Annotated in this window: 12 protein-coding genes; 7 read left to right on the top strand and 5 right to left on the bottom strand. The window is 56.7% G+C overall.

Annotated elements, in window-relative coordinates; translation table 11 throughout:
* Window positions 1-530: 530 nt before the first annotated feature.
* On the top strand, window positions 531-1451 hold the full coding sequence (locus ACYVJT_RS12535; RefSeq protein ID WP_343955402.1) for a nucleoside-diphosphate sugar epimerase/dehydratase: 921 nt from the start codon (window positions 531-533) through the stop codon (window positions 1449-1451).
* Window positions 1452-1514: 63 nt separating this feature from the next.
* Here the strand turns inward: ACYVJT_RS12535 and ACYVJT_RS12530 are convergent, their stop codons facing one another.
* Entirely contained in the window at window positions 1515-3074 is a 1560-nt protein-coding gene (locus ACYVJT_RS12530; RefSeq protein WP_343955400.1) for a helix-turn-helix transcriptional regulator, read from the bottom strand.
* Between the two features lie 215 nt (window positions 3075-3289).
* Here ACYVJT_RS12530 and ACYVJT_RS12525 point away from each other — a divergent pair, with 215 nt between their 5' ends.
* Window positions 3290-4114, top strand: a complete 825-nt coding sequence (locus ACYVJT_RS12525; protein WP_343955398.1) for a glycerophosphodiester phosphodiesterase — start codon at window positions 3290-3292, stop codon at window positions 4112-4114.
* On the opposite strand, the gene ACYVJT_RS12520 is transcribed toward ACYVJT_RS12525, so the two are convergent.
* From ACYVJT_RS12520 to ACYVJT_RS12510, 3 genes are all read right to left on the bottom strand, one after another.
* Window positions 4094-5290, bottom strand: coding sequence for a Fic family protein (locus ACYVJT_RS12520; protein ID WP_343955395.1), 1197 nt, complete (start codon window positions 5288-5290; stop codon window positions 4094-4096). The two genes, ACYVJT_RS12525 and ACYVJT_RS12520, sit on opposite strands and share 21 nt — an antisense overlap.
* A 111-nt stretch (window positions 5291-5401) precedes the next feature.
* The gene (locus tag ACYVJT_RS12515) at window positions 5402-6859 is read right to left on the bottom strand and encodes an MDR family MFS transporter (RefSeq protein WP_343955393.1); all 1458 of its coding nucleotides are present in this window, start codon (window positions 6857-6859) and stop codon (window positions 5402-5404) included.
* Window positions 6856-7731 carry a TetR/AcrR family transcriptional regulator gene (locus ACYVJT_RS12510; RefSeq protein ID WP_343955391.1) on the bottom strand — a complete coding sequence of 292 codons (876 nt, stop codon included), beginning with the start codon at window positions 7729-7731 and terminating at the stop codon, window positions 6856-6858. The genes ACYVJT_RS12515 and ACYVJT_RS12510 overlap by 4 nt, the downstream gene beginning before the upstream one ends.
* A gap of 145 nt (window positions 7732-7876) precedes the next feature.
* Between ACYVJT_RS12510 and mgtE the strand changes: the two genes are divergently transcribed.
* Window positions 7877-9235, top strand: coding sequence for a magnesium transporter (mgtE, locus tag ACYVJT_RS12505; RefSeq protein ID WP_343955389.1), 1359 nt, complete (start codon window positions 7877-7879; stop codon window positions 9233-9235).
* Between the two features lie 23 nt (window positions 9236-9258).
* A complete protein-coding gene (locus tag ACYVJT_RS12500; protein WP_343955387.1) occupies window positions 9259-9912 on the top strand; it encodes a PaaI family thioesterase in 654 nt (217 codons plus the stop codon).
* On the opposite strand, the gene ACYVJT_RS12495 is transcribed toward ACYVJT_RS12500, so the two are convergent.
* Entirely contained in the window at window positions 9913-10992 is a 1080-nt protein-coding gene (locus tag ACYVJT_RS12495) for a YdcF family protein (RefSeq protein WP_343955385.1), read from the bottom strand.
* 146 nt (window positions 10993-11138) lie between these two features.
* On the opposite strand from ACYVJT_RS12495, the gene ACYVJT_RS12490 reads away from it, so the two are divergent.
* The 3 genes from ACYVJT_RS12490 to ACYVJT_RS12480 all read left to right on the top strand — a co-directional run bounded on the left by ACYVJT_RS12490 (window position 11139) and on the right by ACYVJT_RS12480 (window position 14032).
* Window positions 11139-11492, top strand: a complete 354-nt coding sequence (locus tag ACYVJT_RS12490; protein WP_499418449.1) for a hypothetical protein — start codon at window positions 11139-11141, stop codon at window positions 11490-11492.
* Window positions 11489-12580: an ImmA/IrrE family metallo-endopeptidase gene (locus ACYVJT_RS12485; RefSeq protein WP_499418448.1), complete on the top strand. Its 1092-nt coding sequence runs from the start codon at window positions 11489-11491 to the stop codon at window positions 12578-12580. Before ACYVJT_RS12490 ends, ACYVJT_RS12485 begins: the two co-directional genes overlap by 4 nt.
* 618 nt (window positions 12581-13198) lie before the next feature.
* The gene (locus tag ACYVJT_RS12480; protein ID WP_499418447.1) at window positions 13199-14032 is read left to right on the top strand and encodes an IS5 family transposase; all 834 of its coding nucleotides are present in this window, start codon (window positions 13199-13201) and stop codon (window positions 14030-14032) included.
* Window positions 14033-14065 lie beyond the last annotated feature (33 nt).

The raw sequence follows: 14065 nt of genomic DNA, 5'->3' as shown, positions 1-14065 counted from the left end.
CGGTAGAGCGTTCGACTGAAAATCGAAAGGTCACCGGATCGACGCCGGTCGGGACCACGGAACCCTCGCGTAGCTTCTACATCGCGGGGGTTCTTCTTTTTTAACCTCGTGGCCCGCATAAGTTTGCGTCCCTTTTTTCCTGTTCCTGGACTGCTGCCAGGGGTCAGGGTGATGTGATGGCACAGGGTGATGTGATTCTTGAATCCTCAACGAACCGTTCGGCCTTAATTGTCGGGCCCGAAACCAGATGGTGACTTGGTGTGACGCCCGGGGCCCGATGCCAGAGGTGCGGTGGATTGCTGCGCGTTGCGATACGTCGCTGTGCTGGCGGGGTGATCGCGGGGCTGATTTGCTAGCAGGCCGGCAGAAACAGCGCTGGATCTCATTAGAGTCTTGGCAACACAGTGCGACTCACCTTTCACCGAGCACGCAAACACTCACTAGGTCAGCGACACAACCGAGGTTCAGCTCATCATGCCGCGTCTTACATACACACTACTGATTTCTCACACGGATGGCGATGAAACGCAATGAGGTTCATAGATAGTGTTACGACACACCAGACGAGCGCGACCGAACCACCATTCCGACGACCTGGCTTGCATCGGTATCTGGACATCGGCTGTTGGGCAGTGGCCATCGCCGGGGCGTACCTGATTTATTACGACTTCGCGGTCACACCCCTCCAGGGGCTGTTGCTGATGCTGTTGGTAGTCGTATCGGGTATCGCGCAGTTACTTTTTGGCTGGGGCGTGTTTCTCTATCGCCGTCGGTTCACTGCGGGCAGCTTTGACGAGGTCCGAGCCATATTTAAGGTCACGGCTGCCACCGGATTGACCTTGTTCTTTACCGGTGTGATCACCGGTTACTTCAGCGATCAACCGGCAGCCATTGCCGTCATCGTGATACCGATTGCGATGGTCTTGATGTTCGGTATTCGCTACGGGGAACGACTGCGCATGCTGGCTCGAGCAGTGCCGGATAGTGCTGCTGCACCGACGCTGGTCATCGGAGCCGGGGCAGCTGGTACGCATCTGATTCGACAGATGGTCACCACCCCGGGCACAAAGTTCTGGCCCGTCGGCATGGTCGATGACGCACTGGCCAAAGCCAATGTGCAGGTCTACCACGTCAAAGTCATGGGCACGATCGCCGACTTACCGCAGCTGATCAACGAGACCGGCGCCAACGTGCTGGTGGTGGCAGTGGCGCATCCCTCAAAGGAGATGCTGCGGACGGTCCAGCAAACCGCAGACGCCTTCGATATGCAGCTAAAAATCATCCCGCCACTGGACGAACTGCTGGAGAAGGGGCTGCGGTCGGCCGACCTACGCGATGAAGCGCTCAATGTTGGCTTCAAGTTAATTCTACCGCGTGACTCAGGTAACAGTCAGTGTGTGTCCAGTTTGGGCAGCCCTTGCTGGTCTGGTCGCGCTCGATACAGCGACTGACATGATGGTCCCGGGAGACCATAACGGCTGAGGTGAAGAAGCAGTAGAAGGAAGAAGTGCTACTTAGATGAGGTCGCGCCGCTGGCACTCAACGATGGCATCGGACGTTGAAGACACGCCGAGTTTACGGAATGCGGAGCGTAGCTGCGTCTTGACTGTGCTGAGGCTTATGAAAAGTATCTCGGCGATGCGCGCTCGAGTATGGCCTTCCGCCAGGTGTCTCAGGATAACTATTTCCCGTTCAGTAAGCGTTCGACCGGCTTCGGGTAGACCCGTTAAGAACGTGGTATGACTTGGAGTTTTCGAGGGCCAGGGCGTCACATGTTGTGCGGCAAGTTCTCGACAATCTGCGTTAAACAGTTCAATTTCAGTTGGGCTGAGACCACGAGGCAACTGTGCTGCATGTTTGAGGGTTTCGATGCTGCGCTCCACATTGCCCGTTCGGTAGTGCGCGGTTGCCAAGATCGAGAGCCTGCGGACCTCCATGAGGCGAAAGCCTCGGGTCTGATGGCGTAGGCGCGTAGCCTTCTGGATTGCTTGTTGATTCTGTCCTGAGTAGAGATGCGCGGCGGATTGAACGAGTTTCGTATATGGCAGATGAGGATCTGTTCTGCTCAGGAATGTGTCCGCTTCAGCCTCACGACCTCTGCTCAGGGCCACTAGCGCGCGATTTAGGGGGATAATACTGCCGGAGAACCCGTCGCCATCAACGCGCGCAAGGGGCAGGGAGTCAAAAATATTGAGTTGCAGTTCCAGCTCGTCTTGGCGACCGGTTGCTTCCAAAACGCGGTGAATGGCGACCATATAGAAAGGCCACATTTCCCCAATATCGTGTAGGTTGATCGCTTCAAGCTGGTCGAGTGCTTCGTCATCGCTGCCGGAGTGGATCAGTATTCTGACGAACTCCTGGTGCGTATCGATGTGCGCTTCAATCCAGCTGGAGGTTCTGCGGATCCTGACGGACCGGTCGAGCAGGGCTTTGGCTGTTGTGGCATTGCCGAAGCAGGCGTGAATGAGTGCTGATTTCACGAGCGCATCCCGGGTGAGGAACGCGTATTGTGGTGGCGCCGGTTGCATTTGGGCTTGGGTGAAGGCCGTGAGTGCTTTGGTGAAGTCACCTGCGAGCATGGCTGAGATCCCAATTTGCACGGCCGCCTGTAGGTGCGCCCCACGCGTTCTGTCCAAAAGAGGGTTCATTCGCACGAGATGTTCCTGCAGGCTATCGCCCTGTTCGAGAGCCTCTATTGTGCGGCCCTTCAATCGAAAGTCGGCCATCCGAAACAACGTCAGCACAAACATCTGTTGAGGGTCGTTCAGATCTATCGATGCGAGGAGTTCTCGACTGCTCAATTGACCGGCTGTCGATGTCGTGAGGACCTGGTGGGCGACCTTGAGTAGGGGGCAGGGGGTGACGTTTTTGGTGACGAATAGGTGCAGGATTTCGGTTAGACGTGCCGATTGAATGCCGAACCATGCTGAAGCAATGTCCGTCTCCACGAGCCGAGCTGCCGCCGGATAATTCTCTTCGCGAATGGCGTTTTCCACTGCCTCTGCGAACAGCGCTAAAGCGTCTCTGGCCGATGCTGGTTCGCCGCGTAAATGGATCCGATCAGGCGTGAGCATATATCATCAAATCCTTGAAGTTACGAGTAATGTAACAATTATGTTAAGTCTACATGGCCTGGGCCATAATTTGACAGGGTTGTGTTAAAATTTTTATGATTTGGGGCTTTGTGTTCAGTCGTTGTCTGGGATGCGGTGCGTGAAGATTCGCTCATAAATCTGCCGTTTACCTGAATGTTGAACTTCAGTCATGGCGCCCAGTTAAGCTCGCTGTCGTGAAAGTTTTTGCTCATCGCGGTGCCAGCGACGTCTATGCGGAACACACACGCGCAGCCTTTGCCCATGCCTTAGCGGTTGGTGCTCACGGGATCGAAACCGATGTCCAATTGACTGCGGACGGTCAGCTAATCTGTTGGCACGACTCCACGCTAAATCGTACGTCGTCTGGCCGCGGTCTCGTTCGGGAACACCGGCTGGCTGACCTGCGAATGCTGGATGTGTATTCCTGGAAGAATACCTCGCCACTTCCTTATGAATACGGCAATGCGGATGAACAGCTGGTCACACTCGACCAGCTGACCCACATGCTCCTTGGAGCAGGCCGACCTGTCGAGCTTGCCGTCGAAATGAAAATTGATTCTCCCAACGACGGCGCGATTGAAGCCGCCGTGCTGGACTGGCTGCGGCGTTGGCAGTGGGACGCGACAACCGGCACGCTGCGCCCATATGGACAACCGAGCCAACTGAGCGTATCGATCATGAGTTTCTCCCTGGACGCTTTGCGTCGGGTAGCTGAAGTCGTGCCAGCGTCGAAATCGTGCCCGCTTTTCGTTGCGGATGACCTACCGTCGTTGGGCATCGGTACATCATCTTGGACGGCCCCTGCGCAGCTGTTAGGACCGTCAGCGGGCTGGCTCATCGACCGCCCGGCGATGTTGGACTCGTGGACTGACGTCGGACGTCTCGTTCGGATGTGGACGATCGAGACCGATGAGGAACTGCACACTGCGCGGAATCTCGGCGTGCAAGAAGTGACGGTCAACGATCCCCAGTGGGCGCTGCAGCGGTTGGGAGCGGGGCTAGAGCCAGTGCCCTTGTGAGTCCCTGCGACGACCAGCGCGGTCAGCAAAGTCATCCAAGGCTTTGGTCAATGCCTTAACCGACCAGACCGCTTGGCCCTCGATCTTTTGCTCTACCCGCAAGATGCCCCGGTCAACGAGTTTGTCGATTATGCGGTAGGCGCTCGAGGTGGGTACGCCTAATTGCCCCACCATGCCTGCGGTAAATGCAGGTTCCGTGGTACAGAGTGTGGCAAGAGTAATGAGGTTTTTCGTCTTGCGCGCCGTCGAGCGATAAATCTCGTTACGAACTTGCTCAATATCATGTAACAGCACTTGAGCATTGCCCATTGCCTGTTGCGTAGCATCTACAAACCGGTCAATGATCGGGCTGATATTGCCTCGTCGATATTCTGTTAACGCATCGAAGTATTCAGCGGTATTCGTTAACAGCCCCGACGAGAGGGGGACGGTGAAATTACGAGCGGTACCGCGGGCGCGCAACACCGCGGAAACCAGCGCGCGACCAGTTCGACCGTTGCCATCGGTGAACGGATGGATCGTTTCAAATTGGGCATGGGCAATGGCCGCCTGAGCCAGGGGAGGGACGTCCGTGCGTTGCATGAACGTCACTAAATCGTCCAAGGCGGCCGGTACTGCAGTATGTTCCGGTGGCACAAACATGGCCGTGACGGGTGAGTCGCCACCAATCCACACTTGCTGATCCCTGATGGCGCCAGCATCGTCTGGGTCAGTACCCTCGAGCAAGACGCGATGCATGGACAGTATGGCTTCAACATCGAGTTGATTGGCGAGCTCCAGTGCTGCTTCCAACGCACCGGTATTGCGTGCAATCAACGTGGCATTGTGGCGAGAAGTATCCCCGAGTCTTGCAAGTGAGATGCGACGCGCATTGGCCGTCAGCTGTTCGATCTGCGAGCTCGCTGATGACTCACTTCGCAGTAAGACGGCCTCGAACGGTGCGCCACCCTCGTATTGTGCATCGAAGCGCGTGATCTCGTCTGTTGTTTCTTGAACTGCTGAGGCGCTCTGTGGGGTTAACGGGATGGCAAGGTTAGCGATCGCTGGTACCTGGGCTTGGCGGTATTTCCCTTTATTGGCGCGGCGACGTCGCTTCGACCAGGTGGGGTCTGGCGCCGTGCTGCGAGGTGGCCATAAGAGTTCTACGTAGTCGACACTCGGCCAACGTGCTTCCACAGTGCCTCCTCCTCATGTGCAGCGCGCGCACTAATGGGAAAATTTTGTAGGATTTTCCCATTAGTATTCTGAATGGGAAAATTATTCTACACGAGGCTTGATACTGCCCAACTATTCACTGCGCCCGTGGATTTGCTGGACGATCTCCTTTTCCTTCTTCGGTGAGTTCAAGAACCAGGCGAGAATGAACGCCACGAAAGCCAGGACCGTGCTGCCCAAAAATGCCCAGGTGTAGCCGGTGAGCTGTGCGTTCAGTGCAACCTCGTCGGGGCTGACACCGGCACCCGGTGCATAGTTCTGCGCTCCCATGGCCACGAGGGTGACCAGGATGGCCGTCCCGATGGCCGCGGCAATTTGTTGCAGTGTGTTGGCCAGAGCCGAGCCGTGCGAGTACCACTTGGACGGTAGTTGGTTCAGGGCCGAGGTCATGACCGGCATCAGTGCCAGCGCCAGTCCTGCCATGCGAATCGCAAAGACGATCGACAGGTAGGCGAACGTCGTGTCCAGTGACAGTCGTGACAAGAGGAACGTCGTGATGGTGACGATGGTCAGGCCGAGCAGTGCCAGCCACTTTGCGCCGAAGGCATCGAAGAGTCGACCGGTGATGGGCGACATGATGCCCATGACGATCGCACCCGGTAGCAACACGAGCCCGGATTCCAGAGGTGTGAAACCTAAGACGGTCTGCATGAACAGCGGCAACAGGGTTTCGGCACCGATCAGCGAGACGAGCACCGTCATCGTAATGATGATTGCCAGGGTGAACATTGGGAACTGGAAGACGCGGAATTCCAGCATCGGGACTTTCAGAATCATCTGGCGCCAGACAAACAGGCCGATGACCGCGGCACCGGCGACGATGATCGACAGCACGAGTGGATCCGTCCAGCCGCGTTCACCGGCGATGCTGAAGCCGTAGAGAAACGCGCCGAAACCAAATGACGAGAGGATAATGGAGAACACGTCGATCCGTGGGCGGCGTAGGTCGGTGACGTTGCGGATGAACAGTGCCCCGATGGTCAGCGTCACGGCCACGATGGGTAGCACGACGTAGAACAGGCTGCGCCATTCGAAGTGTTCGAGCAAGAAGCCCGACAGCGTGGGACCGATGGCCGGGCCGAAGGCGATGACGATGCCGATCAGGCCCATGGCCGTCCCGCGGCGCTGCACCGGAATGACAGCTAGCAGCACCGTCATCAACAGAGGCAGCATGATGCCGGAGCCCGAAGCCTGCACCACGCGCCCCAGCAACAGGATCGGGTAGACGGGCGCAACCGCGGCGATGGCGGTGCCGACGCCGAACAGGCCGATGGCGGTCAGAAACAAACCGCGGGTGGTGAACCGGTCGATTAAGAACGCCGAGATGGGGATCATGATGCCGTTGGCCATCAAAAACGCGGTGGTCATCCACTGGACTTGGCCGGTGGTGATGTCGAAGGCTTCCTGGATCGACGGCAGGGCGGTGGCCAGCAGGGTTTCGTTGGTGATGCCCATGAATGCGCCCGTGAGGAGGGCGGCGACCATGAGGTATTTTTGCCGTTTCGGCAACCCCTGGGTGTGTTCGGTCATTGAGGGGTTCCTTTCCAGTTGTTCCAGGATGTTCGCGTGGATTGCAGAGAGTCGGTCAGGTACTCGCGGACGCTCAATTGGGCCAGCAGGGCGTCGACGAGAAACTGTCGAGGTGGGTGGTCTTGGAGTTCTTCGAGCACCAGGTCGATGGCGGCCAGGTCATCGGAGGAAGTCGGGGCGCACTCGGTGCGGCGCTGCATGGTCGCTCGGACGACGGTGAGCTCGCGGGCCATGGATTCTAACGGGGCACCATCATTGGGCTTATCTTGCCAGTCGGACGAAAATGCAGGCGTCAGATCTTCGTCGCCTGTGACAATGGCGTGCAAACTCTGAGTGATGAAGCCAGCGATTCTGTTCCCCGGCGGGGCGGCACCCCGCCAGAAAATGCGCATCAGATAGTGGCTGATGGTGCCTTCCAACACGATGACGAGATCTTCGAGATACGGGTCAATCCGGGTACCAAAGGCATCCAGCAGGATGTGCTTATGCCACACATAGAGCTGATGTTGTAAGGTCTCGATGGTGTCGGGAACCAGGCCGGAGCTGTTGGGTGGAAAGTCCAGGGCGACGGCGTGCAAGAAGTTTTGGTAATCTGTGGCTACTTCGAGTTCGGTGGCGATCGTGTTGCGCAGGGTGTCTAGCGGGGAATCGGGGTGCGCTGTCACTTGGCGTGCGGCGGTGGCCAACACGTCGTCATAGAAATGCTGGACGAGCTCCAAGATGAGTTGGTCTTTGGAATCAAAATGTTTATAGAAGGCGCCCTTGGCGATGCCGGCGGCCTTGGTGATGTCTTCGATGGTCGTGGCGTTGATGCCGTTGGTTTGAAACAGCTGCGCGGCCGCATCGAATACGTCTTGTTTGCGATCTGCCATGACCCCTCCTACCCGTTATGACCGAATGGTCACGTTACGTGACCGAATAGTCACAGTGCAAGTGGGGCAGTCAGTGATATTTCACACTGGCTGCTGATAAGGTGAGCACTGCTCTCATCGTCGTACGTGAATGAAAGTGGTTGTCATGGCCAACGATCAGCTGGAAAACCTCAAAGACCTCATCGACGAGATTGAAGAGTATCTGGAAGACGATAATTTCGCCGACGTATCACAGCAGCTCAACGTGCTGAAACCGGCACAAATCACCCGGATCCTGGAACGGCTCAGTGACCGTCATCGGGCGTTTGTCTACCTGCTGCTGGATAAGGACCTCGCGCTGCGGGTCTTCGAGGGTTTATCGCCGGTGTTACAAAGTGACCTGGTCAATGCGTTGCAAGACCACGACACCGCCGAACTGTTTTTGGGCCTGGCCCCGGATGACCGGGTGTGGTTGCTGGATGAACTCCCCGCCACGGTGGCCTCGAAATTACTGCAGGGGTTAGACGTTGATGAACGGGCCCAAACTTCGGCGCTGCTGGGCTACCCGGAGGAATCCATTGGGCGTCGGATGAGTCCGCAGTTCATTACACTGCGGGAAGACAACACGGCCGCTGATGCGCTGGCGCGGGTGCAATCTCGGTTGCGTAGCGCCGAGACCGTCTATTATTTGCCGGTGATTGATTCGGGGCGACGCGTTCTCGGTGCGGTGACGCTCCGAGAGCTCATGGGTGCCGATAAGACGCAGCGGGTCGAAGACCTGATGGGACCGGTGCGCACCGCCGAGGTCACCGAGGATGCCGAAGCCGTGGCACGGCGTACGGCACGGCGTGGGACGTTTGCGCTGTCGGTGGTCGATCACGAAGAGCGACTCGTCGGGATTTTTACCCTCGATGATGCCGTACGGATTCTGGAACACGAAGACTCCGAAGACGTCTCGCGTCAGGGTGGTGTCGAACCGCTGCGTCGCCCCTATCTTTCCACCCCGGTATCCCGTCTGGTGCGCAGCCGCATCACCTGGCTGTTGGTGCTGGCGGTCGGTGCGACCCTGACCGTCCAGGTGCTTTCGGTATTCGAGGCCACCCTGGAACAGGTCACCGTGCTCGCGCTGTTCGTCCCGCTCCTGATTGGCACCGGTGGTAATACCGGTAACCAGGCGGCCACGACGGTCACCCGCGCGCTGGCGCTGCACGATATTGAACCCCGCGACATCGTCCGAGTGCTCACCAGGGAACTGCGCACCGGCTTCATGCTCGGGCTGCTGCTTGGGTCACTCGGGTTCGTCATCACGGCGCTGATTTATGAGTTTGAAGTGGGGCTCGTCATCGGGCTGACGCTGTTGGCCGTATGTGCCGTGGCCGCAGCGGTTGGCGGGGTCATGCCGTTGCTCGCGCGCGCCATTAAAGTGGATCCCGCAGTGTTCTCCAACCCGTTCATCTCCACGTTTGTGGATGCGACCGGGCTGATCATCTACTTCATGATTGCGAAGGCCATCCTGCAGATCTGAGCACACCAGGCTATCCTGGGGCAATGACCACACCGCACGACACTTCAGCACAGACTGCGCAACGCATCGACGCCATGGAAATGACCAAGCATCGGCGCACCCCTGCCCCCGATACTCCACAAACGCGGGCATATATTCGCTTGCTGGAGGAGGTTAGCAATTTTCAACACGCCCTGGTGCAAGCGAACCCCACGGCCGAAGCCTCAGATGAACTCATAGCCAAGCTGGCATCGGTGCGCGAGACGCTAGAGCAGGCGGCGGTGCCCGAAGCCGAACGCCTCTACGCTCGTGGTGAGCTCAGCGGCGGCGAGATGCAGGTGTTGATGCCTCCGCTGACCGTCGAGCACGTCGACGACCACGAATTTCGGGCACACACCGTGGCTGGCGAATTCGCCATGGGGATGAACCAGGCCATGCACGGCGGGGTCGTTTCGGTACTGTTCGATACGGCGATGGGTCGGCTGGCGATGGGCACCGAAATGCTCTCTGCCCGCACCGTCTATCTGACCACTCAGTACCGCAATATCACGCCGATCGGGGAGCGCCTGGACCTGACCGCCACCGTGGATACGGTCGAGGGGCGCAAGAAGTTCATCTCCGGGCAACTGTGGCACGGCGACACCCTGTGCGCCGAAGCCGACTCCCTGTTTGTCGCGGTCAAGCCCGGTCAACAGTAGTTAGAACGCACCTTCTGGTGGGACGGCCAGCGGTGTGATCCAACTGGTAAAGGCAATCGTCAACACGATGATCCCCACGACCGCCAGCATATGCAGCCGGATGTGGTCGCGCATCACCGCGATAAACTCGCGAATGAACGCGCCCGGTAGGTAGTACCAGACGGTTGATGCGCCGACGACGTGGGCTCGCAACCCAAGCGCTCGGGTCAGGAGTGCTGCACGAAATACGTGGTAACTGCTGGTGACCACCGTGACCGGTGCCTTCGGATCAGACATCAGCCGTTGTGAGAACCGCAGATTTTCCTCGGTCGTCGTGGACTGTTCTTCGGCAATCACCCTCTCGGGGTCCACACCCTGTTCGATGACATACTCGCGCATCGCGGCACCTTCGGAGCGTGGCTCGTCGTCACCCTTGCCGCCCGAAGTAATGAGGAGGGGGTCGCCGGGGTCTTTGCGTTGTGCGGTGATGCCGCGTTTAAGCCGGCCCGCTAAGAGGGGTGGGACCTCGCCGTTGAGCAGTCCGGCACCCAACACGATGACGGCGGCAGAACCGTGAGGATTCTTGCGCCACCGGTAGGCGATCGAGGCCACCGTGAATGCCGCGAAACAGAAGGCCACGTAGGTGACGATGAGAACCAGCCCGGAATGTAGGCCGTATTGCAACTGATAGGCCAGGTCATCGCGCGGCTCACCCGTATCAAAGAAGGACAGTGTGGTCGGTAGCAGGAGCAGGCCAATGCCGGCCAGCAGCGACAACATGTTGGCCAGGCTGCGAGATTCTCGACGTAGGGTGGTGATGCCAGCCCACAACAAAAAGCCTACGAGTAATGGGTAGCCCAGTAGGTTGCCTGCCAGCAGGACGAGCGCTGCCGTGACGAACATGATGACTAACAGCAGTGGTTCGTTGAGCGTGAAGTAGATGATGAGTCCTGCGCTCGTCAGCGCGGCTCCGAAGCCACCAACCGTATACGCGTAGGCGGCGATGCGGCGCGGATCTTGGACAATTTGCTTGACGCCAATGACTGCCGCAAGGGCACCGATAACTCCGAGTACGACCGTGATGACCGTCAAAATTTCCATGCGGCCAGTCTAGTCAGCCCGACCAAGCACTGAAGTTTATCCACAATGCTGAACTCGGAAATCTTCCGGTCTTATAGGCTGTACTGCATTAGACCACCATAGAGTGAAATCAATCTCACCTGTTACCAAAATGGTAACGTTGATGTATGATGGAAGCCCGGATGCAGATCACCTTTGCTACCCCAGAGATAGAGAAGCTGTGCACTGACGCAAAGTATCAGCGCCGAAAATTATCTCAAGATGAGGCGAAAGGCGTGCAGCGACGGTACAACCAACTGCGTGGTGCCGAAACCGTCGGTGAACTAGCTCATCAGCCTGGTAAATGGCATCCTTTAGTCGGCGACCGGGCAGGAGAATATGGCGGTCATGTTACACGCAATAAGCGCATGGTCATTCGAGGTGTTGATGAAGCTGGCTTGAATAAGCAGTGGAACGAATGTCGCGCCATAGAAATTTTAGAAGTCAATTTCGATTATCACGGAAAAGGAGGCCGACGTTGACACTTCCGAATTATGCAGTCGGGCCTTCCGAATATATTGAGGAATGGCTAGAAGAAAAGGATTTGAACCAAGCTGAACTCGCTCGTCGTATGGGGGTGTCTCGCAAGCACGTTTCAAAATTGATGAGTGGTGCCCCGCTGACCGTTGAAAGTGCTAGGCAGCTTGAGTACGTCACCGGTATTCCGGTCAAATTCTGGATGGCTATGGAAACCCAATATCGGTCGGATTTACAGCGGATACAAGAGGCTGAAGAGCTAGAGCGATATGACATTCCCATCTCTAAAAAAGTACTGACAGAGCTGCGCGCGCGGGGCCATATTTCGGCTACGCAGCGAGCCGGAGAAAAAGGCTTCCTGGCGCAACAACTGATGCGATTTTTCGGAGTGGGTTCCTGGGGAGCCTTTTTGTCGGTGCTCAATCTGGATCACAGAGTGTCGGTAGCGTATCGCCAGACAATGAAGTCAGATGCCAGTGCTGTTGCGGTGTGGCTACAAACTGGTGAGCTAGAGCTCCGGTCGGCGGAGCCTATCGGAGCATACAGTGAACAACAGCTGCAAGAACTTATTCCTGAACTGAGAGCGCTCACCGTTCATCCGCCAGAGCACTTTGGCAGTGAACTCGTAGAGAAACTTAACAGTGTGGGTGTTCGCTTGTTATACGTCAAAGATTTCCCCGGTACGGGTACTTATGGCGCGACGAGATGGATCGGTGGCAACCCTGTCATCCAACTTTCATTGCGAAAAAAGGGTGATGACATTTTCTGGTTCACGCTTTTCCACGAGATAGGCCATGTTCTGTTGCACAGCAACAAAGGCGTATTTGTGAACTTCATGGGACCGCACCCGCCGCTGCAAGAGCAACAGGCCGACGAGTTTGCGATGGATGCACTTCTTCCGCCAGAGTTTGCCGCTCAGCTATACTCTGGCATCTCACTTAGAGATGTTGACCGAATTGCGGATAGCGCTGGTGTTGCACCGGGGATTGTTGTGGGACGCTGCCACCACGAAACATACCTAGCCCACAGCGTTGGCCGTGACAAGATTCGTTCACTGGAAATTAGCACCCGAGATGACGGTGTGGGAGCCTAATGCTCGAGGCGCCGATCAGATAAGTGAATTGCGACGGCAACGCTGCGGCCTGTCTGTTTTGCAGTTGAGCGTTTTAGCATCGTAGGGATTTGTGGTCATACGTGTGTTGTGTTCGCTGACGATTTCCGATCTTCTATTTCTGTAGCTAGAAGTCTCCTATAAGGCACATACAAGTCTTCTATACAGCCACTATTAACTCAGGTCTAACAATACTTCTTGGGTTAAAACTCCGTACTTATAACGAACTTGTCGGTGGAGCCAGGCTTATGACTCGACACCAAAGGATCGCAGTTCAAAAACTTCTGGTTCCCCAGTCCAGTTTCCTTCAACTGATGATATGAATGACGGTTCAATTCTGGCTTGGTTAAACGACGAATCCTCGACAAACATGTTAGATACGTTTGCATTAAGAAAGCTTGAACCATCTACGATGCAACCCATCATTCCAGCGTGTTCTAATTTGGCACCTTGAAAATCAACATGGCGGACAGAAGAGCCACTTAGAGTATGCGCCAATAGGGGCTGGTCCGTGCGTCATTAATAGTCATTAAATCAGGGCAGGCATAGGGGCCTGTTAAACATGGATTTGTCTAGAATTCATCGTTTGCCAGGAGCCCTATGCCTGCCCTTCCATTATTCATCATGGATCCCTTGTGGAGCCAATTTGAAGCGCTCATCCCACCAGTGATGGATGATCATCCGCTGGGTTGTCACCGACCGCGGATCCCTGATCGAGTCGTTTTCGACAAGCTGGTACAAGTGCTGGTGCTGGGTGCTTCCTACGCCAAAATCAGCGATACCACATGTTCAGCTACCACGATCCGACGCCGCCGAGATGAATGGATAGCCGCTGAAATCTTCACCGCGTTAGAACAGCTCTGCTTGGAAGCCTACGACCGAATCGTGGGCTTGGAACTCGAAAATCTGTGCGTTGATGGATGTATCGTCAAAGCCCCGTGTGGTGGGGAAATGGCCGGGCGATCCCCGGTAGATCGCGGAAAACAAGGCACTAAACGCTCGGTGATGACCGACGGATCCGGCATTCCCATCGGGGCCATAGCAGCACCGGCAAATCGCAACGACTCACCCCTCCTGCAGCCCACCTTGGCATTGTTATCGCGGTTTGACGGCTACGTGCCCGACCAGATGACCGTGCATTTGGATGCTGGTTACGACTCGACCAAAACACGAGCTCTGTTGACCACCTTGGGACATGATTGGCAGATCAGCATCAAAGGTGAGCCCTTACAAGCCGGAGCCCGCTGGGTGGTAGAACGCACCAACGCCTGGCATACCCGCGGATTCAAGAAACTCCTGGTCAACACCGAACGCCAAGCCACCGTCAACGACGCCTTCATCGCACTAGCCAACGCCATCATCGTGATCCGCCGCCTCGTTCGCCAAGCCTGGACCACCCATCGATGGGACACCCGACCCGAACGAAAACCCTAACCTATTGGCGCATGTTCTAAGGCAGCGTCTGAA

The organism is Yaniella soli, from assembly GCF_054782375.1.
This window is presented reverse-complemented; position numbering and strand designations above follow the sequence as displayed.